This is a genomic window from Streptomyces sp. HM190 (assembly GCF_009857135.1).
GTDB lineage: Bacteria > Actinomycetota > Actinomycetes > Streptomycetales > Streptomycetaceae > Streptomyces > Streptomyces heilongjiangensis.
In genome coordinates this window covers 5,006,416-5,029,799 of the sequence record NZ_CP047318.1, presented here as the reverse complement: position 1 = coordinate 5,029,799, position 23,384 = coordinate 5,006,416, and the positions used below count along the sequence as shown (strand labels likewise).

Genomic DNA, 23,384 nt, shown 5'->3' with positions numbered 1-23,384 from the left:
CAGCCCGTCGATCCTAAGCGACTTTCTGGACCACTTGGACTGGTCGGTCAGTCACATCTGTGTAAGGGCTTTGCGCAGACGCGCCTCGTCCACCCGCCAGAACGTGTGCTGCGCGCCGTCCACCAGCACGACCGGGATCTGCTCCCAGTACGCGCGGTGCAGCTCCTCGTCCTGGGTGATGTCCTGCTTCTCCCAGGGCACCCCGAGCTCCCCGCACACCTTCTCGATCACCGACTGCGCGTCGTCGCACAGATGACACCCTGGCTTGCCGATCAGTGTGACGATTCGCTCCCCCGGCTCACGCGACCGTCTCCGAAACATGGCACTCATGCCGCCATTGTCGCAGCGCCGGACGCGCCGCCTCCGCCTCCGTCACCCACCCGGACACGCCGCGCGGACCGCTCTTTTAACGACGCGTCGCGGAGAGTTCACATCGTGCGAACCTCTCGACTCCGGAACCGCCGAACGGACTGGCTATGCTCACGACATGGCCGCACTAGGATGGCTCACTCCTCGTAGGCGCTCCGCCACGGCACGGAGTGTGTTGGCAGGCGAGGCCTCAGCCGAGGCCGCGCGCAAGTCCTCCCGGGAACTGGAGGACATCGCTCCCGCGCCCGACACCCCTGCCGCCGAGCCGGAGTTCCCGGTCCTCGGCGACGAGAAGGCCGCCGCCTTCTTCGACCTCGACAACACGGTCATGCAGGGCGCGTCGCTGTTCCACTTCGGCCGGGGCCTGTACAAGCGGAAGTTCTTCGAGACCCGCGACCTCGCCCGATTCGCCTGGCAGCAGGCATGGTTCCGGCTCGCGGGCTCCGAGGACCCCGAGCACATGCAGGACGCCCAGAACTCCGCGCTCTCCATCGTCAAGGGTCACCGCGTCGCCGAACTGACCATCATCGGCGAGGAGATCTACGACGAGTACATGGCCGAGCGCATCTGGCCGGGCACCCGCGCCCTCGCCCAGGCCCACCTCGACGCCGGCCAGAAGGTGTGGCTGGTGACGGCCGCACCCGTGGAGATCGCCCAGGTGATCGCCCGCCGCCTCGGCCTGACCGGGGCGCTCGGCACGGTCGCCGAGTCGGTCGACGGCGTCTACACCGGCAAGCTGGTCGGCGAGCCGCTGCACGGCCCCGCGAAGGCGGAGGCCGTCCGCGCCCTGGCCGCCGCCGAGGGCCTGGACCTCTCCCGCTGCGCCGCCTACAGCGACAGCCACAACGACATCCCGATGCTGTCCCTGGTCGGCCACCCCTACGCGATCAACCCGGACTCCAAGCTCCGCAAGCACGCCCGCTCCATGGACTGGCGGCTGCGCGACTACCGCACCGCCCGCAAGGCGGCCAAGGTCGGCCTCCCGGCCGCGGCCGGGGTGGGCGCGGTGGCCGGCGGCACGGCCGCCGCGATCGCGCTGCACCGCCGCCGCCGCTGATCCGTCCGATCACCCACGTCACTCACACCTTTTTTCGACCGCACTTCTTTCGAACGCCGGAAGGGCCGGGACGCCGGCCCCTCCGGCGTTCGGCGTTCCCGCACGGCGATCCGCATTCCGGCTCTCCTACCCCCCTCGCGCGCCCCTCAGTCACCCCGTGCGCACCCGACCACAACACGCCCCGCACCCAGACGGAACACGAACCCAATCGATCAACAACCGATCACACACAGGCACTTGAGCAGCCGTCAATCGGTAACGGAAGCGACGTAATCGATGATTTGAGCAACTGGGTGTAGCAGTGCCTGCACGAAGCGTTATTCTCCTCAAACGCAAACCGGTACCCCTCCGTCGCTACGACGGGTGAATGGTTCCGCACTGCACGTGATGGAAGCTCTGCCTCTGGGAGTCCCGTGTACCCACACGTCGGGGTTGACGCCTCGGGCCTGGCTACGCTGCGCGCGACAGTCAACAACCTGTTGCGCGGCTTCGTCCCCACCGCGTACGCCGTCCCCGCCCTCGCCTCCGCCGCCGCGCCCGTAGGCCCGTGCTACGCACTCGCCGACGGCATTGAACAGGGGTCGGCGCGCAGCGCCGTCGTCGGGGGGCGGAGGTCGGGTGACGGGCGGGAAGTGGGCAGACGAGCCCGTTCGGGATCCACCGCCACCACCACCCGGCGTCCCGCCGCGGACAGCGACAGCGCCCGCATGATGGACCTCGTCGAACGCGCCCAGTCCGGCGAGGCCGACGCCTTCGGCCGCCTGTACGACCAGTACAGCGACACCGTCTACCGCTACATCTACTACCGCGTGGGCGGCAAGGCGACCGCGGAGGACCTCACCAGTGAGACGTTCCTGCGCGCCCTACGCCGCATCGGGACGTTCACCTGGCAGGGCCGCGACTTCGGCGCCTGGCTGGTCACCATCGCCCGCAACCTCGTCGCCGACCACTTCAAGTCCAGCCGCTTCCGGCTGGAGGTCACCACCGGCGAGATGCTCGACGCCAACGAGGTCGAGCGCTCCCCCGAGGACTCCGTCCTGGAGTCCCTCTCCAACGCCGCCCTCCTGGAGGCCGTACGCCGCCTCAACCCCCAGCAGCAGGAGTGCGTCACCCTCCGCTTCCTCCAGGGCCTCTCCGTCGCCGAGACCGCCCGCGTCATGGGCAAGAACGAGGGTGCGATCAAGACCCTCCAGTACCGCGCGGTCCGCACCCTCGCCCGCCTGCTGCCGGACGACGCCCGCTGACCCGCCCGCCCCGGCAGGGCCCACCCGGCGAACCAGCGCCGACCCCGCGCCGAGCCCGCACCGAGCCCCGCGTCCGGACACGCTCGGCTACCTCCAACTCACGCTCGGTCGCCTTCCGTTGACTTCTTCGCCGGTTCATCCGCCGTCCGTAACCCAAGTGCCGCACCACTCGTTGAGCGGGATACAGGCTCCCTGTGGTCACGGCCCGGCCGACATCGATCACTCGATCGTGTGCATCGGTCCGGGGCGTGCAACCCTCAGGACCCCCTGGGGAGTCGACCGTCATGACGAGAGGAGGTGCCGCCAGTGATCGCGAACGTATCGGCGCACCGGCGGGCGAACGCCTTCGCCCAGGCCCTGGAGGAGCTGTCCGACCAGGGCACGGCGGCCGAGCAGCCCGAGGGATCGGCACCGGCCCCGGCAGCGGAACAGACCGATCAGGGACGCCTGCTGACCCTGGCGACCGGTCTCGGCGAGCTGCCCAAGCCGGAGCTTGACCCCGAGGTCAAAGTGGTCCAGCGCGCCCAACTGGTGGCCGCGATGGAAGCCATGCTGCGGGACGGCACGCTGGCCGGGCGCGAGGCGAAGGACTCTTCGGTGCCCGAGCAGCGATCCGGCAAGGCGCGGGGCGCCCACCGGGCGAGCCCGCTGGGCAAACTGCGACCACGTTCACGGCTGACGAAGGGCCTCGCCGCAGGCGGGCTCAGCGTCGGAGTCGCCGCGGGAGCCTTCGGCGGGGTGGCCGCCGCCAGCTCGGACGCCCTTCCCGGCGACTCGCTCTACGGCCTCAAGCGCGGCATCGAGGACGTCAAGCTCACCCTGGCCGACGACACCGACGACCGGGGCCGGCTCTATCTGGACCAGGCGTCCACCCGGCTCAGCGAGGCCCGCCGGCTCATGGAGCGCGGCCGCGGCGGACACCTCGACCACGAGTCCCTGGGCGACGTCCGCCGGGCCCTCACCGGCATGAAGCACGACGCCGCCGAGGGCCACCGCCTGCTGCACGAGGCCTACCAGCGCGACCCTGGCTCCCTCGGCCCGATCCAGGCCCTGTCGGCCTTCTCCCGGTCCCACCGGGACGCATGGGGCGCCCTGCGCGAGCGGCTGCCCGTCCAGCTCGGGGACGTCAGCCAGCAGGTGTCCTCGGTCTTCGACGCCATAGACGAAGAGGTCGCCCCGCACCGTTCACTGCTGCCGCAGCCCCCCGCACCGGACGGCGACGACAAGCAGCGGCGCTCCCCGGGCTCCCGCGCCCCCGGCTCGGCCGACTCCGGCCGTCCGGCGCCCAGCGAAAGCGGCGGCGGCACCGCGGGCAGCCAGGACAGCGACGGCAAGCCCGACCCGTCCGCGTCGGACAGCGGCGGCGAGAGCCTCGTCGGCGGCGCCACCGGCGGCCTGCTCGACCCGCCCCAGGAGGGCACCTCCAGCACCTCCCCGTCCACCGGCAGGAGCACCCCGCCCCAGGACCCCGAGGTCACCCTCCCGCCCCTCCTCCCGGGCCTCCTGCCCGGCCTGGGCATCAACGGCGACACCTCGGACTGACCACCCGGCACGACGACGGGGCGCCCTTCGCTCGAAGGGCGCCCCGTCGTCGTACGTCCCCGTCACACGCCGGCCGGTGCGGCGGGCCGCGCGCACCGGCCGGCGTGCCTCAGAAGAACACCGACCGCCGCTGCACCAGCAGCTTGTACAGGGTGTGCTGGATCTGCTCCCGCACCTGGTCCGTCAGGTTGAACATCAGCATCGGGTCCTCCGCGGCCTCCGGCGGGTAGCCGTCGGTCGGGATGGGCTCACCGAACTGGATGGTCCACTTGGTGGGCAGCGGGATCGCGCCGAGCGGGCCGAGCCAGGGGAACGTCGGCGTGATCGGGAAGTACGGGAAGCCCAGGAGACGGGCGATCGTCCGGGAGTTTCCGATCATCGGATAGATCTCCTCCGCGCCCACGATCGAGCACGGGATGATCGGCGTGCCCGCGCGCAGCGCGGTGGAGACGAAGCCGCCTCGCCCGAACCGCTGGAGCTTGTAGCGCTCCCCGAAGGGCTTGCCGAGGCCCTTGAAGCCCTCCGGCATGACCCCGACCAGCTCGCCCTGCTGCAGCAGCCGCGAGGCGTCCTCCGCGCACGCCAGGGTGTGCCCCAGCTTGCGGGCCAGCTCGTTCACCACCGGCAGCATGAAGACCAGGTCCGCCGCGAGCAGCCGCAGATGGCGCCCGGCGGGGTGGTTGTCGTGCACGGCGACCTGCATCATCAGGCCGTCCATCGGGAGCGTCCCGGAGTGGTTGGCGACGATCAGGGCGCCCCCCTCCGCCGGGATGTTCCCGATGCCCTTCACCTCGACCCGGAAGTACTTCTCGTACAGCGGCCGCAGCAGCGACATCAGCACCTGGTCGGTGAGTTCGGCGTCGTAGCCGAAGTCGTCGACCTCGTAGTCCCCGGTGAGCCGCTTGCGCAGGAAGGCGAGACCGCTCGCGATCCGTCGCTCCAGCGCACCGCCGTCCACTGCCCCGTCCAGTGCCCCGGCGGCCTCCTGGGACGGCTCCGGCTTCTCCCGTGTCACAGGAACATCCTCCGTGCTGCCCGCCAGTCCGGGGAGGGCCTGGACCTCACCGGATTCCCGGGCGTCGCGGACGACCGCGTTCTCGCCCGTGCGCCGGCTCCCCGCGTTCCGGCGGCGCGACGGGCGCTGCGCGGCGCCCCCACGGGTCCGGTCGTCGTCGAACGGAATGACCTTGGCATCCGCCATCGTTGATGCGCTCCTCAGTTGGCGCTCTGCGTCGGGGTGCGGCCGCCGCCCGGAGCGGGCACCGCGAGTGCGGCGAGCCGGTCCACGGCTCCCGCGACGGCCTCGGGGGGCAGCAGGCCGGGTCCCCTGCCGCGCGCGAAGTCCGCGAAGGTCTCCGCGGTCGTGCACCGGGCCCGGTAGCCGAGCGTCTCGCGCATCTGGTTCGTGGACACGACCCGGCCGTGGGTCAGCAGCCGCAGCTGCTCCGGCGAGAAATCCGTCACCCCCAGCGTACGGACCATCGAGCCGACCCAGGCGACCGCCGGCATCAGCAACGGCACCGTCGGCCGGCCGAGCCGCCGCGCGCACTGCGACAGCAGCAGGACCCCGTCGCCGGCGATGTTGAACGTGCCGCTGTTGAGGGTGCCGCGCGCCGGCTCGTGCGAGGCGATCCGCAGCACCTCGATCACGTCGTCCTCGTGCACGAACTGCAGCCGCGGGTCGTAGCCCAGCACGGTCGGCAGCACCGGCAGCGAGAAGTACGAGGCGAGCGGCGAATCGGCGCTCGGCCCGAGGATGTTGGCGAACCGCAGCACGCACACGGCCACGTCGGGCCTGCGGCGCGCGAAGCCCCGCACATAGCCCTCGACCTCGACGGTGTCCTTCGCGAAGCCGCCGCTCGGCAGGGACTTGGGCGGCATGGTCTCGGTGAACACGGCCGGGTCGCGGGGCGCGGAGCCGTAGACGTTGGTACTGGACTTCACGACCAGACGCTTGATCAGCGGGGACTTCTGGCAGGCACCGAGCAGCTGCATGGTGCCGATGACGTTGGTCTCCTTGAGCGTGGTCCGGCCGCCGCTGCCCAGGGGGGTGCCCGTGACGTCCAGGTGCACCACGGTGTCGACGTTGTGCTCGGCCAGCACGCGGGCGATGGCGGGATGGCGGATGTCGGCCTGCACGAAGTCCGCGCCGCCCAGATGGTGCTCCGGCGGCACCGCGTCCACCGCGATGACGCGGTCCACGTCCGGGTCACGCTGGATCCGACGTACGAACCGGCCGCCCAGCTGACGGGCCACCCCGGTCACGAGCACGACCTTCCCCAAGATCAGCGCCTTCCTTCCCAACGTCGGCGCCCGTAGGCGTATCCCTGCTCGTCTCGTCCCTGTGCCGCGTTCCCCGTGTGCGGCCACGTTAGCGGGTTGTTGTTGCGCTGTGATGACTGCGACCCCGCCAACGACCGGCAAAAACACCGAGACCCCCCACCGGAGTCCGGTGAGGGGTCTCAGCAACGCGCTCTCCACAGCGCTCGCACAAGCGTGCAAGGCGTACGGCGCCCGTACGGGACGGGCGTCCGCCGGGCCCCGTCTCAGGGGCCTGGCCGCCCTACTTCTTGTTGCGACGCTGAACGCGGGTGCGCTTGAGCAGCTTGCGGTGCTTCTTCTTCGCCATCCGCTTGCGCCGCTTCTTGATAACAGAGCCCACGACTACCCTCGCTCACTTCTCATCACTCGGTGTTTGGGCGCCATGGGCCCATACGACCTACGAGGGGCCAGCCTACCCGTCCGAGCGCTGAGGTCGTAATCGAGGGGGAGCCAGGGGTATCCGGGACCCCCCGCGGGGCATCCGGGAGCCCCCTGGACCCGATGACCGTCAGGCAGTCTCCACCCCCACGTAGCTCTCGCGGAGGTACTCGTGAACCGCTTGCTCCGGCACCCGGAAGGACCTGCCCACCCGGATCGCCGGCAGATGACCGCTGTGCACCAAGCGGTACACGGTCATCTTCGACACTCGCATCACCGAGGCGACTTCCGCCACGGTCAGGAACTGAACCTCGTTCAGAGGCCTCTCGCCAGCTGCAGCCATGACACACCTGAACCTTCCGCACTCGACGGCCACCGGCTTCCCCTTCCGGTGACTCTTCGTCGCTGCGTGCTCACTCCCCAATGTAGGGGCGGGTGATGCGAGTGGGGAAGAGGGGATGCCATCGGCGGCCTACGGTGACAGACACGCCCGATTGAGTACGTAGCGGGTCAGCGGTCGGTAGTAACCGGACCGCACACCGTCATCAAGGGGCACCACGACGGACACCCGCCCCTCGGCCTCCCCCACGAAGGGCGCCGGATCGTCCGTATCGGCCAGCCCGATCGCCTCGAACCCCAGCTGACCTGCCCCGCACACCCACCCGTGGTCCCCGACGACAAGTTCCGGGAGCGGCCCGCCACCCTCCGCGGCGGCCGCCAGAACGGTCCGGACCGGCAGCGGCGAATGCGTGTGCACGCCGGTCGCACAACGGGAGCGCGAAGCGGTCGCCTCCCGGACGACGGAGACACCTCGTACGTAGTCGAGGGCGTACGTGCGTAGACCGAACCGGGTCGTTATGTCGACACGTCTACCCGTCGCTGGGGTGAGGACCTCACATCCCGCCGCCGACAAAGCGTCCGCGAGAGCGCCGTAGAAGCCGAGCAGCCGATGCGGGTGACCGGTGCCGAGAAGCACCGGCCCACCACGGCGAGCGACCGCCGCGAGCCGCTCCGCGAACCGGTCCAGCGCCGCCAGGGTGCGCCGCGGGTCGATCACATCCTGCCCGGTCGTGCACCCCGGGTCGGCCGAAACGCCGCACTTCTGGGCCATCAGACCGAGCACATCCCGCTGCCGCCAGGCCATTTCGGGATCAAGCCCGATCAGGAAGCGGGGGTCGCGGGCCGCGAACAACCGGTAGCTGCGCAGGCTCGACTCCCGTGAGGTGGCCACCCTCCCGGCCAGCCCGGCCGCCACCAGATGAGCCCGCAACGCCCCCGCACTCCGCACCCCCCGATGCTGACGCACCCGTCCCGCGCCACCACCGCGTTCCGCGGCCGAACCACACCGTTGGCCTAACCGCCGCCGCCCCTACGGCAGCAGCCCGCGCAGCGGGAAGACCGCCTTGCGCGTCGCCAGTACGGCCTGGTCCAGCCGGTCCGCGGGGTCGTACCCGGCCTCCCAGCCGGCCCACTCGACGGGCCACCGCCCGTCGGTCATCCGCACCGGCGCCAACTGCCGCGTCCGGGCGAAGACCTGCTGCCGCCACTCCTCGGGGATCATGGTCTCCGGCGCGATCTCCCGCCCGGCCACGATCCCGACGAGATGCGTCCACGACCGCGGCACGACGTCGACCACCGCGTATCCGCCGCCGCCGAGCGCGACCCACCGGCCCTCGGCGTGCTCGTGCGCCAGGTCGTGCAGCGCCACCTGCACCGCCCGCTGCGCGTCCAGTGACACCGCGAGATGCGCCAGCGGGTCCTCGAAGTGGGTGTCGGCGCCGTGCTGGGTGACGAGGACCTGCGGCCGGAACTCGGCGAGCAGTTCGGGTACCACCGAGTGGAACGCCCGCAGCCAGCCCGCGTCCCCGGTCCCGGCCGGCAGCGCGACGTTCACGGCCGACCCGGGGGCCGTGTCCGCTCCCGTCTCCTCCGGCCAGCCGGTCTGCGGGAACAGCGTCCGGGGGTGCTCGTGCAGCGAGATCGTCAGGACCCGCGGGTCCTCCCAGAACGCGGCCTGGACCCCGTCACCGTGGTGCACGTCCACGTCCACGTAGGCGACCCGCTCGGCGCCCAGTTCCAGCAGCCGGGCGATGGCGAGCGAGGCGTCGTTGTAGATGCAGAACCCGGAGGCGCCGCCCGGCATGGCGTGGTGCAGACCGCCCGCGAAGTTCACGGCGTGCAGCGCGTCGCCGCGCCACACGGCCTCCGCCGCCCCCACCGACTGTCCGGCGATCAGCGCGGACACCTCGTGCATCCCGGCGAACGCCGGATCGTCCATGGTGCCGAGCCCGTACGAGCCGTCGGCGCCACCGGGGTCGGCGGACGCGGCCCGCACCGCCGCCACGTAGTCCTCCCGGTGCACGAGCCGCAGGGTCGACTCCCCCGCCGGCTTCGCCGAGACGACGTCCATCTCCCGGTCGAGCCCGAAGGCGTTCACGAGACTCCGGGTCAACGCGAGCCGGACCGGATCCATCGGATGGTCCGGGCCGAAGTCATAGCCCGTTACTGCCTCGTCCCACATCAGCTGTGCGCGGCCGCTCATGCCCGCCACCGTATCGGTCCGGTTCCGCCTCGAACGACCGGGCGTACACCAGTGTCACCAGCACCAGGGCCATCGGCACGAGCATCGCCCCGCGATAGCTCCAGGCGTCGCCCAACGCCCCCACCAACGGGGAACCGATCAGAAAACCCACGTAGTTGAAGATGTTCAACCGCGCCACGGCCGCGTCCGAAGCCCCGGGGAACAGCCGCCCCGCCGCCGCGAACGTCTGCGGGACGAGCACGCACAGCCCGAGCCCCAGCAGCGTGAACCCGAGCATCCCCACCCAGGCGCCCGGCGCCCCCGCCACCACCGCGAACCCGGCGGCCGCGATCACCGCACCGGCCCGTACCACGGCCGCGGCCCCGAACCGCCGCACCCCGAAGTCCCCGATGGACCGCCCCAGCAACGTGGTGACCATGTAGACGTTGTACGGAACGGTCGCCATCTCGTCGGAGCTGCCGAGGACGTCCTGCAGGTACTTGGCGCTCCAGTTGGAGACGGTCGAGTCGCCGATGTACGCGAAGCACATCACCAGACACAGCGGCAGCAGCAGCGAGAAGGCCACGCGTCCGCCCGCGGTACCGGTGTCCCCGGCGGCCTCGTCCCCGGGCCTGCCCCCGTCGACGTACCACCGGCTCCCGACCAGCGCGGCCGGCAGCAGCACGAGGACCACCGGCAGGTACGACACCAGCAGCGGCAGATCCCAGTGCGCTCCCACCCACGCCAGCGAGGCCCCGGATATCCCGCCCAGGCTGTACACGGCGTGGAACCCGAGCATGATGCTGCGGCCGTACGACCGCTGCAGGCTCACCCCGAGCATGTTCATCGAGGCGTCGAGCGCCCCGACCGCCAGCCCGAACGCGGCCAGCGAGATCCCGAGCTCGACCATGTGCTCGCCGGCTCCCACGCCCAGCAGCGCCAGGAGCACGACGGGCTGCGAGCACCGCAGCACCTGGCTCGCCGGGATCTTCTTCACCAGTTGCTCGGTGCAGACGCTGCCGACACCGGCCAGTACCGGCACCGCGGCGAGGAAGGCCGGCAGCAGCGCGTCGGAGACCCCGTACCGGTCCTGGATGGCCGGAATCCGCGTCACGAGCAGTGCGAAGGCGACGCCTTGGGCGAAGAAGCTGAACGCCAACGCGGCCCGGCCGCGCCGCAGCACATCTGTCATGGCGGAACAGTAGGGGTCGCCTGCTACTCATGGGTAGAGGAAGTTGAAGATTGCTCAACTAAGCAGGGAGAGCAGCTCCGCCATGTCCGAGAAGTGCCCTTGGACCCCGGGCAGCTTCTCCGCCGGTGTCATCGCCGTGAACCCGTACACGTCCATGCCGGCCGCGACTCCCGCCCGGACGCCGAGCGGGCTGTCCTCGACGACCGCGCACCGTTCCGGCGCGACTCCCATCCGCTCGGCCGCGTGGAGGAAGAGATCGGGTGCCGGCTTGCCCCGCCCCACGTCCTGCGCGCTGAACACCAGCCCGTCCCCGAACCACCGGTCGAGCCCCGTCGTCCGGTGCCCCACCCGGATCCGCTCGTGGCTCCCGGACGACGCCACGCAGTACGGCACCCCCTGCGCCACCAGCTGCTCCAGCACGTCGAAGACCCCGGCGATCGGCTTCAGTTCCTGCTCGAACGCCGCGAACACCCGCGTGTGGAAGACCTCGTCGAAGTCCTCGGGCAGCCGCCGCCCCGTCCGCTCGTGGATCAGCTCGTGAACGCGGTGCATGGCGGAGCCCATGTAGTCGCGGACGGACTCCTCGTACGAGGTGGGGTGCCCGATCTCGGTCAGGTAGGCGGCGAGGTGCCGGTTGGAGATGGGCTCACTGTCGACGAGCACACCGTCGTTGTCGAAGATCACGAGGTCATACATACATCGAGCCTAAACGCAGAAAGCCCCCGCCGGTTTCCCGGCAGGGGCTTTCTCAACAATTGTTCGGCGGCGTCCTACTCTCCCACAGGGTCCCCCCTGCAGTACCATCGGCGCTGTGAGGCTTAGCTTCCGGGTTCGGAATGTAACCGGGCGTTTCCCTCACGCTATGACCACCGAAACACTATGAAACAATCAACCGCACCACGCTCTGTGACAAACGCGGGGTTGTTCGTGGTTTCAGAACCAACACAGTGGACGCGAGCAACTGAGGACAAGCCCTCGGCCTATTAGTACCGGTCACCTCCACACGTTACCGTGCTTCCAGATCCGGCCTATCAACCCAGTCGTCTACTGGGAGCCTTACCCCATCAAGTGGGTGGGAGTCCTCATCTCGAAGCAGGCTTCCCGCTTAGATGCTTTCAGCGGTTATCCCTCCCGAACGTAGCCAACCAGCCATGCCCTTGGCAGAACAACTGGCACACCAGAGGTTCGTCCGTCCCGGTCCTCTCGTACTAGGGACAGCCCTTCTCAAGACTCCTACGCGCACAGCGGATAGGGACCGAACTGTCTCACGACGTTCTAAACCCAGCTCGCGTACCGCTTTAATGGGCGAACAGCCCAACCCTTGGGACCGACTCCAGCCCCAGGATGCGACGAGCCGACATCGAGGTGCCAAACCATCCCGTCGATATGGACTCTTGGGGAAGATCAGCCTGTTATCCCCGGGGTACCTTTTATCCGTTGAGCGACGGCGCTTCCACAAGCCACCGCCGGATCACTAGTCCCGACTTTCGTCCCTGCTCGACCCGTCGGTCTCACAGTCAAGCTCCCTTGTGCACTTACACTCACCACCTGATTGCCAACCAGGCTGAGGGAACCTTTGGGCGCCTCCGTTACCCTTTAGGAGGCAACCGCCCCAGTTAAACTACCCATCAGACACTGTCCCCGATCCGGATCACGGACCCGGGTTAGACATCCAGCACGACCAGACTGGTATTTCAACGACGACTCCCCCTGAACTGGCGTCCAGAGTTCACAGTCTCCCAGCTATCCTACACAAGCCGAACCGAACACCAATATCAAACTGTAGTAAAGGTCCCGGGGTCTTTCCGTCCTGCTGCGCGAAACGAGCATCTTTACTCGTAGTGCAATTTCACCGGGCCTATGGTTGAGACAGTCGAGAAGTCGTTACGCCATTCGTGCAGGTCGGAACTTACCCGACAAGGAATTTCGCTACCTTAGGATGGTTATAGTTACCACCGCCGTTTACTGGCGCTTAAGTTCTCAGCTTCGCCCACCCGAAAGTGAGCTAACCGGTCCCCTTAACGTTCCAGCACCGGGCAGGCGTCAGTCCGTATACATCGCCTTACGGCTTCGCACGGACCTGTGTTTTTAGTAAACAGTCGCTTCTCGCTGGTCTCTGCGGCCACCCCCAGCTCACCGAGTAAATCGGATCACCAAGCGTGGCCCCCCTTCTCCCGAAGTTACGGGGGCATTTTGCCGAGTTCCTTAACCATAGTTCACCCGAACGCCTCGGTATTCTCTACCAGACCACCTGAGTCGGTTTAGGGTACGGGCCGCCATGAAACTCGCTAGAGGCTTTTCTCGACAGCATAGGATCATCCACTTCACCACAATCGGCTCGGCATCAGGTCTCAGACTACATGCCAGGCGGATTTACCTACCCGACGTCCTACACCCTTACCCCGGGACAACCACCGCCCGGGATGGACTACCTTCCTGCGTCACCCCATCACTCACCTACTACAAGTCTGGTTCGTCGGCTCCACCACTCCCCTTCACCCGAAGGCTCCGGGGCGGCTTCACGGACTTAGCATCGCCTGGTTCGATGTTTGACGCTTCACAGCGGGTACCGGAATATCAACCGGTTATCCATCGACTACGCCTGTCGGCCTCGCCTTAGGTCCCGACTTACCCTGGGCAGATCAGCTTGACCCAGGAACCCTTGGTCAATCGGCGCAAACGTTTCTCACGTTTGTATCGCTACTCATGCCTGCATTCTCACTCGTCAACCGTCCACAACTCGCTTACACGGCTGCTTCACCCGGCAGACGACGCTCCCCTACCCATCACGATCCCCGTTGGGGGTACATATCGCAATGACACGACTTCGGCGGTACGCTTGAGCCCCGCTACATTGTCGGCGCGGAATCACTAGACCAGTGAGCTATTACGCACTCTTTCAAGGGTGGCTGCTTCTAAGCCAACCTCCTGGTTGTCTCTGCGACTCCACATCCTTTCCCACTTAGCGTACGCTTAGGGGCCTTAGTCGATGCTCTGGGCTGTTTCCCTCTCGACCATGGAGCTTATCCCCCACAGTCTCACTGCCGCGCTCTCACTTACCGGCATTCGGAGTTTGGCTAAGGTCAGTAACCCGGTAGGGCCCATCGCCTATCCAGTGCTCTACCTCCGGCAAGAAACACACGACGCTGCACCTAAATGCATTTCGGGGAGAACCAGCTATCACGGAGTTTGATTGGCCTTTCACCCCTAACCACAGGTCATCCCCCAGGTTTTCAACCCTGGTGGGTTCGGTCCTCCACGAAGTCTTACCTCCGCTTCAACCTGCCCATGGCTAGATCACTCCGCTTCGGGTCTTGAGCGTGCTACTCAAACGCCCTGTTCGGACTCGCTTTCCCTACGGCTACCCCACCCGGGTTAACCTCGCAACACACCGCAAACTCGCAGGCTCATTCTTCAAAAGGCACGCAGTCACGACGTTGAGTGCAAGCACTCAACGCGACGCTCCCACGGCTTGTAGGCACACGGTTTCAGGTACTATTTCACTCCCCTCCCGGGGTACTTTTCACCATTCCCTCACGGTACTATCCGCTATCGGTCACCAGGGAATATTTAGGCTTAGCGGGTGGTCCCGCCAGATTCACACGGGATTTCTCGGGCCCCGTGCTACTTGGGTGTCTCTCAAACGAGCCGCTGATGTTTCAGCTACGGGGGTCTTACCCTCTACGCCGGACCTTTCGCATGTCCTTCGCCTACATCAACGGTTTCTGACTCGCCTCACAGCCGGCAGACTGTGAAAGAGAGATCCCACAACCCCGTATACGCAACCCCTGCCGGGTCTCACACGCATACGGTTTGGCCTCATCCAGTTTCGCTCGCCACTACTCCCGGAATCACGGTTGTTTTCTCTTCCTGCGGGTACTGAGATGTTTCACTTCCCCGCGTTCCCTCCACTTGCCCTATGTGTTCAGGCAAGGGTGACAGCCCATGACGACTGCCGGGTTTCCCCATTCGGACACCCCCGGATCAAAGCCTGGTTGACGACTCCCCGGGGCCTATCGTGGCCTCCCACGTCCTTCATCGGTTCCTGGTGCCAAGGCATCCACCGTGCGCCCTTAAAAACTTGGCCACAGATGCTCGCGTCCACTGTGCAGTTCTCAAACAACGACCAACCACCCACCACCCCGAACCACCCGGTTCGAGTTCACTGGGGCCGGCACCGAAGGGCGACCATCACGGCCGCACCCTCAGACACCCAACAGCGTGCCCGACACGATCAGTCGATGAGCTTCGCGTTCCACGCCGAAGCAGTACTAGCGCTCTCATCCATCCCGACCGTGCCGAATAATCAACGTTCCACCCATGAGCGTCCAGCATCAGACATTCGCTGATGTTCTGGCGTCTGGACCCCCCGAAAGAGGCCAGGTGCTCCTTAGAAAGGAGGTGATCCAGCCGCACCTTCCGGTACGGCTACCTTGTTACGACTTCGTCCCAATCGCCAGTCCCACCTTCGACAGCTCCCTCCCACAAGGGGTTGGGCCACCGGCTTCGGGTGTTACCGACTTTCGTGACGTGACGGGCGGTGTGTACAAGGCCCGGGAACGTATTCACCGCAGCACTGCTGATCTGCGATTACTAGCAACTCCGACTTCATGGGGTCGAGTTGCAGACCCCAATCCGAACTGAGACAGGCTTTTTGAGATTCGCTCCGCCTCACGGCTTCGCAGCTCATTGTACCTGCCATTGTAGCACGTGTGCAGCCCAAGACATAAGGGGCATGATGACTTGACGTCGTCCCCACCTTCCTCCGAGTTGACCCCGGCAGTCTCCTGTGAGTCCCCATCACCCCGAAAGGCATGCTGGCAACACAGAACAAGGGTTGCGCTCGTTGCGGGACTTAACCCAACATCTCACGACACGAGCTGACGACAGCCATGCACCACCTGTACACCGACCACAAGGGGGCACCCATCTCTGGATGTTTCCGGTGTATGTCAAGCCTTGGTAAGGTTCTTCGCGTTGCGTCGAATTAAGCCACATGCTCCGCTGCTTGTGCGGGCCCCCGTCAATTCCTTTGAGTTTTAGCCTTGCGGCCGTACTCCCCAGGCGGGGAACTTAATGCGTTAGCTGCGGCACCGACGACGTGGAATGTCGCCAACACCTAGTTCCCACCGTTTACGGCGTGGACTACCAGGGTATCTAATCCTGTTCGCTCCCCACGCTTTCGCTCCTCAGCGTCAGTAATGGCCCAGAGATCCGCCTTCGCCACCGGTGTTCCTCCTGATATCTGCGCATTTCACCGCTACACCAGGAATTCCGATCTCCCCTACCACACTCTAGTCTGCCCGTATCGAATGCAGACCCGGGGTTAAGCCCCGGGCTTTCACATCCGACGCGACAGACCGCCTACGAGCTCTTTACGCCCAATAATTCCGGACAACGCTCGCGCCCTACGTATTACCGCGGCTGCTGGCACGTAGTTAGCCGGCGCTTCTTCTGCAGGTACCGTCACTCTCGCTTCTTCCCTGCTGAAAGAGGTTTACAACCCGAAGGCCGTCATCCCTCACGCGGCGTCGCTGCATCAGGCTTTCGCCCATTGTGCAATATTCCCCACTGCTGCCTCCCGTAGGAGTCTGGGCCGTGTCTCAGTCCCAGTGTGGCCGGTCGCCCTCTCAGGCCGGCTACCCGTCGTCGCCTTGGTGAGCCGTTACCTCACCAACAAGCTGATAGGCCGCGGGCTCATCCTTCACCGCCGGAGCTTTCCACGCACATCGGATGCCCGAGCGCGTCGTATCCGGTATTAGACCCCGTTTCCAGGGCTTGTCCCAGAGTGAAGGGCAGATTGCCCACGTGTTACTCACCCGTTCGCCACTAATCCACCCCGAAGGGCTTCATCGTTCGACTTGCATGTGTTAAGCACGCCGCCAGCGTTCGTCCTGAGCCAGGATCAAACTCTCCGTGAATGTTTACCGGTCATCCGGTGCACACACACGAGAGCGGAACCACCGGAGGAATGATCCGATGGTTCACAGCGTCCTCGCTGTGTTTATTTCAAAGGAACCTCGCCCCGACCAACCGGCCGGAGACGGGGTATCAACATATCTGGCGTTGATTTTTGGCACGCTGTTGAGTTCTCAAGGAACGGACGCTTCCTTTGTACTCACCCGAGCAACTTCTCGGGCTTTCCTCCGGGCGCTTCCCTTTGGTCTTGCGTTTCCGACTCTATCAGATCCTTTTCCGATCCGATTTCCTCGGTGCTTTCCAGGTTCCCGCTTTCGCGTTTCCCTTTCCGGCGGTTCTGACTCTACCAGATCCTTTCGGGCCTGATTCCCAGTCAGCGGGATTTGTCTTTGCGGCTGTTGGGCCGTTCCGACGAGTGAGACTTTAGCGGATTCCCGGCCCCCGAGCTAATCGGGGGCTGCGTCCATTCGAACGCGGATTCCTCATTCTGCACGTACGCACGCCAATGGCACGACGACGGATCGTCGATTGCTGGTGTTTACCTGCGGAATGGCTGTCCGGGGACCGACCGGAGTCGGCGCTCACGTCGGACAACCCGGAGAACAGTACGGACGGGCGCAGGGCGTGTCAACTCGCTGCGGGAACGGTGCCCGCCGCGTAGCCTGACCCGCATGACTACGCGTACGTGTCACCAGCAGTGGTGGGCCGCCTGACGGCGGCCGCGCTCACGTACGCACTCGACGGCCGCCGCCCCCGGCGGCCGTTCTCGTTTCTCCCTCCAGGGGCGGCCGGTGGCGGTGGTTCCGACCAGGAGGATGAGAGATGACGCGGGTCTTCAGCGGGATCAAGCCGACCGGGCATCTGACGCTCGGGAACTACCTGGGCGCCGTCCGGCGGTGGGCCGAGGTCGATCAGCACCGGACGGACGCCCTGTTCTGTGTGGTCGACATGCACGCGTTGACCGTGGACCACGATCCGGCACGGGTGCGCAGGCTCAGCCGGCAGGCGGCGACGCTGCTGCTGGCGTCCGGGCTGGATCCGGAACGGTGCACGGTCTTCGTGCAGAGTCAGGTCGACGAGCACGCGCGGCTGTCGTACGTGCTGGAGTGTGTGGCCACCGACGGTGAGGCGCGGCGGATGATCCAGTACAAGGAGAAGGCCGTACGGGAGCGGGACCGGGGTGGGAGTGTCCGGCTGTCGCTGCTGACGTATCCGGTGCTGATGGCGGCGGACATCCTGGCGTACGGCACCGACGAGGTGCCTGTCGGCGACGACCAGACGCAGCACGTGGAGCTGGCACGGGATCTGGCGGTGCGGTTCAACCAGCGCTACGGGCAGGCGTTCGTGGTGCCGCGGGCGACGCATCCCGAGGTCGGGGCCAGGGTCATGAACCTGCAGGAGCCGACGTCGAAGATGGGGAAGACCGACGACGTGGGGCCGGGCATCGTCTATCTGCTGGACGAGCCGGACGTGGTACGGAAGAAGATCATGCGGGCCGTGACGGACAGCGGGCGCGATGTCGTCCACGACCGGGTGGCGCGGCCGGGGCTCGCCAACCTGCTGGAGATCCTCGCCGCCTGCGAAGGCGGGGACCCCGGGGAGCTGAGCGGTGCGTACAGGTCGTACGGAGCGTTGAAGAAGGACACCGCGGAGGCCGTGGTCGAACTGCTCAGGCCCGTACAGCGCAGGCACAAGGAGTTGTGCGCCGATCCCGCGTACGTGGACGGGGTGTTGCGGTCGGGGGCGGAGAAGGCCAGGGGGATGGCGCGGCCGAGGGTGGACGCGGCGTACCGGGCCATCGGTTTGTCGGCCGGTTGACCGTGGTGCCGGGGGTGTGACGGCGGGGTCCCGCCCCCGGCGCTGCGGCTCCGGCGATCGGCCGGGTCAGCTGTTGCCGGAGGCCAGTTCGCGGCTGCGGTCGCGAGCGGCCTCCAGCGCGGCGATCAACGCGGCGCGGACGCCGTGGTTCTCGAGTTCGCGGATGGCGCTGATCGTGGTGCCTGCCGGGGAGGTGACGTTCTCGCGGAGCTTGACGGGGTGTTCGCCGCTGTCGCGGAGCATCGTGGCCGCGCCGATGGCGGACTGGACGATGAGGTCGTGGGCCTTGTCGCGGGGCAGCCCGAGCAGGATGCCGGCGTCGGTCATGGCCTCGACCAGGTAGAAGAAGTACGCAGGGCCCGAGCCGGAGAGGGCGGTGCAGGCGTCCTGCTGGGACTCGGGGACGCGGAGGGTCTTGCCCACGGCGCCGAAGATCTCGTCGGCGTGCGCGAGGTCGGCCTCGCTCGCGTGGCTGCCGGCGGAGATGACGGACATGGCCTCGTCGACGAGGGCGGGCGTGTTCGTCATGACCCGGACGACCGGGGTGCCCGCCGCCAGGCGCTCCTCGAAGAAGGAGGTGGGGATGCCTGCCGCGCCGCTGATGACCAGGCGGTCGGCGGGGGTGTGCGGGGCGAGTTCGTCGAGGAGGGCGGCCATGTCCTGGGGCTTGACCGTCAGGATCAGGGTGTCGGCCGTCTTCGCGGCCTCGGCGTTGGTGACCGGGGTGACGCCGTAACGGGTGCGGAGTTCCTCGGCGCGCTCGGCGCGGCGGGCGGTGACCAGGAGGTCCGCGGGGGCCCAGCCGGCTCGGATCATGCCGCTGAGCAGGGCCTCGCCGATCTTTCCGGTGCCGAGGACTGCGACTTTCTGGGTCATGGTGCGGGTGCCCTCCAGGGGTGCGTCGTCCTGGGGGCCATCCTCCCATCGGGGGTGCGGGTCCGGGGGGCGTGTCCGGTGGGCGGGACGCGGGACGCGGGGGCCGCCGGGACCGCGGAGGGGATCACCTCGTCCGGCGCCTCAGGGTGGCGGCTCCCAGGATCAGGACCAGGAGGGCGCAGCCGGCGACGATCGAGGCGTCCCGGACGAAGGCGGCCGTCATGTCGGTGTGGCGGAGGACCTCGTTCATGGCGTCGACGGCGTAGGACATGGGGAGGGCGTCGGAGATCGCTTCGAGTGCGGGGTGCATGTTGGCGCGGGCGGTGAACAGGCCGCAGAGGAGGAGCTGGGGGAAGATCACGGCCGGCATGAACTGGACGGCCTGGAACTCGGAGGAGGCGAAGGCCGAGACGAAGAGGCCGAGGGCGGTGCCGAGGAGGGCGTCGAGGAGGGCGACGAGGAGCAGCAGCCAGGGCGAGCCGGTGACGTCCAGGTCGAGGAACCAGACGGCCAGGCCGGTGGCGAGGGCGGACTGGATGATCGCGAGGGTGCCGAAGGCGAGGGCGTAGCCGGCGATGAGGTCGCCCTTGCCGAGGGGCATGGCGAGGAGGCGTTCGAGGGTGCCGGAGGTGCGTTCGCGGAGGGTCGCGATGGAGGTCACCAGGAACATGGTGATCAGCGGGAAGATGCCGAGGAGCGAGGCGCCGATGGAGTCGAAGACGCGTGGGCTGCCGTCGAAGACGTAGCGCAGCAGGAACAGCATCAGGCACGGGACGAGCAGCATCAGGGCGATCGTGCGGGCGTCGTGGCCGAGCTGGCGGAGGACTCGGGTGGCCGTGGCCGTCGTACGGAAGTAGGAGAGTGCCCTCGGGTGGGGTGCGGCGGTGGTGGCGTCACGCGGCGCGTTCGGGGTGGGGAGCGTGGGGGTCATCGGTTCCGTTCCTTCTGGGGTGAGGCTGTCGTGGCGGCCTCGTCGACCAGGTGCAGGAAGGCCGCTTCGACCGTGTCGGTGTGCGTGCGGGTGCGGAGGGCCTCGGGGGTGTCGTCGGCGAGGATCTCGCCCTCGCGCATCAGGAGCAGGCGGTGGCAGCGCTCGGCCTCGTCCATGACGTGCGACGAGATCAGGAGGGTGGCCCGGCGGTCGGCGGCAAGGGAGTGGAAGAGGTCCCAGAGGTCGCGGCGGAGCACCGGGTCCAGGCCGACCGTGGGTTCGTCGAGGACCAGGAGTTCGGGGGTGCCGAGGAGGGCGACGGCCAGGGAGACACGGCTGCGCTGGCCGCCGGAGAGGGTGCCGGCGAGGGCGTCGGCGTGGCTGGTGAGGTCCACGTCGGCGATGGCGCGGGCGACGTTGTCGTGCCGGCGGTCGGCGGCGGCGCGGCCCGGGTCGAGGATCGCGGCGAAGTAGTGGAGGTTCTGGCGGACGCTCAGGTCGTCGTAGACGGAGGGTGCCTGGGTGACGTAGCCGATGCGGGAGCGGAGGGTGGGGGCGCCCGCCGGGTGGCCCAGGACCTGGAGGGTGCCGGTGACCTTGTCCTGGGTGCCGACGATCGAGCGCATCAAGGTCGACTTGCCGCAGCCGGAGGGGCCGAGGAGGCCGGTGATCTGACCCTGCGGGACGTCGAAGTCGAGGCCGCGCAGCACCGTGCGGGGGCCTCGGACGACGGTGAGGTTCTCGGCGTGGATGGCGGGGGCGGACTGCGTGCCCGGGGCCGGGGGGCTCGCGTTGTCTGTCGCGGGGTCGGGGGGCGGGGACGCCGACTTCCCGGGCGGGTAATTCATCATGCGATGAATAGTGCTCCGGGTGGGTACGGGCGTCAAGGCGCTCGGAGGGCGCGTCGGGCATGAAGCAGGGGGACGACGGGCGGCGGATGGTGGGCGGCAGGCGTCAGGCGGCGGGTGACCGTGGGCAGGGGCGGACGGCGGGCAGCGGGCAGCGGACGGCCGGCGAGGGGCGGCGGGCGGCGGGTGACCGTGGGTCAGGGGCGGGTGGCTACCAGGAGGTCCACGTCGTAGGTCTCCTCGATCCGCTCGTCGGGGAAGAGGGCCCGGAGGCGGGCTCGTTCCTCGGTGACGAAGGTGGTCCGGGTGGCCTCGTCCAGCACCAGGAAGCCCGAGTGGCTCGCGATGTTGGCGAGGTGGGTGTCCAGGGAGACCCGGCGGCTCCAGCGGATCCGGCGGCGGGCGCAGTCCAGCAGGCCGGCGGTGGCCTCCAGCGCGGCGGGGGCACCGGTGGTGCCGGTCTGCTCCATGGCACCGGTCTGCCCCATGGGCGCGTCGGCGTCCGGGCCGAGGAAGCGGCGGATACGGGCGGCGGCGTCGGCGATCCAGGGGACGTCGAGGGCGTCGGTGTTCCACCACAGGGCGAGGGCGCCGCCGGGCCGCAGTACGCGGAGGGCTTCCGGGACCGAGCGGGTGGGGTCGGTCCAGTGCCAGGACTGGGCGTAGGTGAGGAAGTCGACGGAGGCCGTGGCGAGGGGGAGGGCGTCGCCGTCGCCCCGGACGAGGGGGATGCCGGGGTGGGTGCGGCGGAACTGCGCGGCCATGCCGGGGCCGGGCTCGACCGCGAGGACATGGGCCCCACGGGCATGGAGGAGCGCGGTGGAGATGCCGATGCCTGCTCCCACGTCGACGGTGGTCGAGCCGGAGAACGGGCGGCCTGCCAGGTCCTCGACGGTGGGGAGGAGGGCGGGGGGATAGGAGGGGCGGCTCGCCGCGTACTGGGCCGCCGCCCTGTTGAAGGAGTGGGCTCGGGACCCACGTCGGGGGGTGTCCATGGGGACATGGTGGTGGTTCCGGGGCGGTTCGAGGAGGGGGCGTCCACGCCCCCCGCACGCCGCGAAGGGCTTGTCCTGGCTCAGCCCCGCGGGCGGCGCTTGGCGGGATTGCCGGTTCGTCTGCTGGTGCGGCGGGTGTACTGGGCCAGGGCTGCCTCGTGGGTCCGGCGGTGGAGGGACTCGCCGGGGGCCTCCTTGAGGGAGCGGAGGAAGTAGGCGGCGAGGGAGCCGATGAAGCCGATGGTGAGGAGGCCGCGCAGGGACGACTGGCGGTCCGGGTCCGGGCGCCGGGTGAACGAGCCCCAGGTGTGGCCGAAGGCCAGGGCGCTGCACACGGCGAACATGACGACGACCGTGATCGAGACGAAGCCGCCGACCGCCGCCAGTCGCAGGCCCTCGTAGGCGAGGCGCAGGACGAGGCAGGAGGCCGCAACGGCGGCGAGCGAGCCGAGGGAGACGGTCACGCGGCGGGCGGTGTAGTTGCCGTCGTGGTTCAGCCAGGTCGTCCCGAAGAACCGGATGGGTTCGGGGAGGGGGCCCTTGGGCGTGGTGGGGGCCTTGGCGGCCGCCGGGGGCGTGGAGGCCACGGACGCCTTTGCGGGCTGCGGCTTCGCCCCGGTTCCGGTCTGCTGGTCGCTCACGGGTCGATTATCGCTCCGGTGCGCGCGGCGGCCACGGGCCGGGGTGCCGGCGGCCACGGCCGGTGCGCTCCGGGCCCGCGTCGGTACGCTCCGGGCCCGCGTCGGTGCACTCCGAGGCCGTAGGCCCGTGCGCTCCGAGGCCGCGAGCCGTCGCGCTCCAGGGCCGTTCCAGGGCCACGGCCGGTGCGCTCCGCACACCACGCCACACGGGTCGCCCCCGCCCGGTCCGCGGGCGGGGGCGACCCTCTCGTCTCGTGGCGGTTGCCGTTGAGGCGGGTCGGTCAGCCGCAGCGCCCGGCCACGTAGCCGTCGGCGCCGGTGTAGACGTAGGCGTCGGAGATGTAGTCGCCGTCGCCGATGTTGTCCCAGATGTTGGTGGTGCCGTAGGGGCCGGAGATGGTCTGGCCCGGGGTCTGGCAGAAGATCGGGACCCTGGCGCCCTCGGGGAGGACGCGGACGATGCCGTAGCTGGTGCTCGGGCCGCTGCGGACGTTGAGGCGGACGCCGGGGGCGACCGAGTAGTAGCGGACGGCCGCCGCCACCGTCGCGGCGGTCGCGGCCGTGGCCGTCGGCTCCCCCTCGCCGTCGCCCGTGGTCTCTTCGACGTGGTCGATGGTCATACGAAATCTCCCCCCGTTTCACCCCATGACAGCCATGGGGACCCTTTGATACCCCTGAATCAAGACACGCACACCTGTGCTTCGTTCGCACGTGGAGGCCAGCAAGCCGCC

19 protein-coding genes and 3 rRNA genes are annotated in these 23,384 nt (G+C 68.2%); 4 read left to right on the top strand and 18 right to left on the bottom strand.

Annotated features, from left to right (window positions below; all coding sequences use genetic code 11):
* Positions 1 to 51 precede the first annotated feature (51 nt).
* Complete coding sequence (locus tag GSY65_RS21430; protein ID WP_159771272.1) at positions 52 to 330, bottom strand: glutaredoxin family protein; 279 nt, start codon at positions 328 to 330, stop codon at positions 52 to 54.
* 157 nt (positions 331 to 487) lie between these two features.
* Here GSY65_RS21430 and GSY65_RS21425 point away from each other — a divergent pair, with 157 nt between their 5' ends.
* From GSY65_RS21425 to GSY65_RS21415, 3 genes are all read left to right on the top strand, one after another.
* A complete protein-coding gene (locus GSY65_RS21425; RefSeq protein ID WP_159771269.1) occupies positions 488 to 1,426 on the top strand; it encodes an HAD family hydrolase in 939 nt (312 codons plus the stop codon).
* 413 nt (positions 1,427 to 1,839) lie between these two features.
* Complete coding sequence (locus GSY65_RS21420; RefSeq protein ID WP_159771265.1) at positions 1,840 to 2,670, top strand: ECF subfamily RNA polymerase sigma factor, BldN family; 831 nt, start codon at positions 1,840 to 1,842, stop codon at positions 2,668 to 2,670.
* Positions 2,671 to 2,976: 306 nt separating this feature from the next.
* Positions 2,977 to 4,212 carry a DUF5667 domain-containing protein gene (locus tag GSY65_RS21415; RefSeq protein ID WP_159771262.1) on the top strand — a complete coding sequence of 412 codons (1,236 nt, stop codon included), beginning with the start codon at positions 2,977 to 2,979 and terminating at the stop codon, positions 4,210 to 4,212.
* A 109-nt stretch (positions 4,213 to 4,321) separates the two neighbouring features.
* Here GSY65_RS21415 and GSY65_RS21410 read toward each other — a convergent pair whose 3' ends face one another.
* From GSY65_RS21410 to GSY65_RS21360, 11 genes are all read right to left on the bottom strand, one after another.
* The gene (locus tag GSY65_RS21410) at positions 4,322 to 5,413 is read right to left on the bottom strand and encodes a lysophospholipid acyltransferase family protein (protein ID WP_159771259.1); all 1,092 of its coding nucleotides are present in this window, start codon (positions 5,411 to 5,413) and stop codon (positions 4,322 to 4,324) included.
* A gap of 14 nt (positions 5,414 to 5,427) precedes the next feature.
* On the bottom strand, positions 5,428 to 6,495 hold the full coding sequence (locus GSY65_RS21405) for an NAD-dependent epimerase/dehydratase family protein (protein WP_159771256.1): 1,068 nt from the start codon (positions 6,493 to 6,495) through the stop codon (positions 5,428 to 5,430).
* A 280-nt stretch (positions 6,496 to 6,775) separates the two neighbouring features.
* The gene (locus GSY65_RS21400; protein WP_003948845.1) at positions 6,776 to 6,874 is read right to left on the bottom strand and encodes a 30S ribosomal protein bS22; all 99 of its coding nucleotides are present in this window, start codon (positions 6,872 to 6,874) and stop codon (positions 6,776 to 6,778) included.
* 168 nt (positions 6,875 to 7,042) lie between these two features.
* Positions 7,043 to 7,255 (bottom strand): helix-turn-helix domain-containing protein, encoded by a 213-nt coding sequence (locus GSY65_RS21395; RefSeq protein WP_004984898.1) that lies wholly within the window; start codon positions 7,253 to 7,255, stop codon positions 7,043 to 7,045.
* A gap of 129 nt (positions 7,256 to 7,384) precedes the next feature.
* Positions 7,385 to 8,200: a phosphatase gene (locus GSY65_RS21390; RefSeq protein WP_159771253.1), complete on the bottom strand. Its 816-nt coding sequence runs from the start codon at positions 8,198 to 8,200 to the stop codon at positions 7,385 to 7,387.
* An 81-nt stretch (positions 8,201 to 8,281) separates the two neighbouring features.
* Positions 8,282 to 9,454, bottom strand: coding sequence for an acetoin utilization protein AcuC (locus GSY65_RS21385; protein WP_159771251.1), 1,173 nt, complete (start codon positions 9,452 to 9,454; stop codon positions 8,282 to 8,284).
* Entirely contained in the window at positions 9,405 to 10,625 is a 1,221-nt protein-coding gene (locus tag GSY65_RS21380; protein WP_159771248.1) for an MFS transporter, read from the bottom strand. The genes GSY65_RS21385 and GSY65_RS21380 overlap by 50 nt, the downstream gene beginning before the upstream one ends.
* Positions 10,626 to 10,679: 54 nt before the next feature.
* Entirely contained in the window at positions 10,680 to 11,321 is a 642-nt protein-coding gene (locus GSY65_RS21375; protein WP_159771245.1) for an HAD family hydrolase, read from the bottom strand.
* A 61-nt stretch (positions 11,322 to 11,382) separates the two neighbouring features.
* Positions 11,383 to 11,499, bottom strand: a 5S ribosomal RNA gene (gene rrf, locus GSY65_RS21370).
* A gap of 89 nt (positions 11,500 to 11,588) precedes the next feature.
* Positions 11,589 to 14,712, bottom strand: a 23S ribosomal RNA gene (locus GSY65_RS21365).
* Positions 14,713 to 15,019: 307 nt separating this feature from the next.
* Positions 15,020 to 16,546, bottom strand: a 16S ribosomal RNA gene (locus GSY65_RS21360).
* The 16S, 23S and 5S rRNA genes sit together here, the layout of an rRNA operon.
* An 820-nt stretch (positions 16,547 to 17,366) precedes the next feature.
* On the opposite strand from GSY65_RS21360, the gene trpS reads away from it, so the two are divergent.
* Entirely contained in the window at positions 17,367 to 18,362 is a 996-nt protein-coding gene (gene trpS, locus GSY65_RS21355) for a tryptophan--tRNA ligase (RefSeq protein WP_159771242.1), read from the top strand.
* Between the two features lie 66 nt (positions 18,363 to 18,428).
* Here trpS and proC read toward each other — a convergent pair whose 3' ends face one another.
* The 6 genes from proC to GSY65_RS21325 form a co-directional block, all read right to left on the bottom strand.
* Positions 18,429 to 19,238 carry a pyrroline-5-carboxylate reductase gene (gene proC / locus GSY65_RS21350; protein WP_159771240.1) on the bottom strand — a complete coding sequence of 270 codons (810 nt, stop codon included), beginning with the start codon at positions 19,236 to 19,238 and terminating at the stop codon, positions 18,429 to 18,431.
* A gap of 124 nt (positions 19,239 to 19,362) precedes the next feature.
* Complete coding sequence (locus GSY65_RS21345; RefSeq protein ID WP_159771237.1) at positions 19,363 to 20,169, bottom strand: ABC transporter permease; 807 nt, start codon at positions 20,167 to 20,169, stop codon at positions 19,363 to 19,365.
* Complete coding sequence (locus GSY65_RS21340) at positions 20,166 to 21,020, bottom strand: ABC transporter ATP-binding protein (RefSeq protein ID WP_159771235.1); 855 nt, start codon at positions 21,018 to 21,020, stop codon at positions 20,166 to 20,168. The genes GSY65_RS21345 and GSY65_RS21340 overlap by 4 nt, the downstream gene beginning before the upstream one ends.
* Before the next feature lie 194 nt (positions 21,021 to 21,214).
* Positions 21,215 to 22,012: a class I SAM-dependent methyltransferase gene (locus GSY65_RS21335; protein ID WP_159771232.1), complete on the bottom strand. Its 798-nt coding sequence runs from the start codon at positions 22,010 to 22,012 to the stop codon at positions 21,215 to 21,217.
* A gap of 80 nt (positions 22,013 to 22,092) precedes the next feature.
* Positions 22,093 to 22,599: an EamA/RhaT family transporter gene (locus GSY65_RS21330; RefSeq protein ID WP_159776226.1), complete on the bottom strand. Its 507-nt coding sequence runs from the start codon at positions 22,597 to 22,599 to the stop codon at positions 22,093 to 22,095.
* A 335-nt stretch (positions 22,600 to 22,934) separates the two neighbouring features.
* Complete coding sequence (locus GSY65_RS21325; protein WP_159771230.1) at positions 22,935 to 23,273, bottom strand: SH3 domain-containing protein; 339 nt, start codon at positions 23,271 to 23,273, stop codon at positions 22,935 to 22,937.
* Positions 23,274 to 23,384 lie beyond the last annotated feature (111 nt).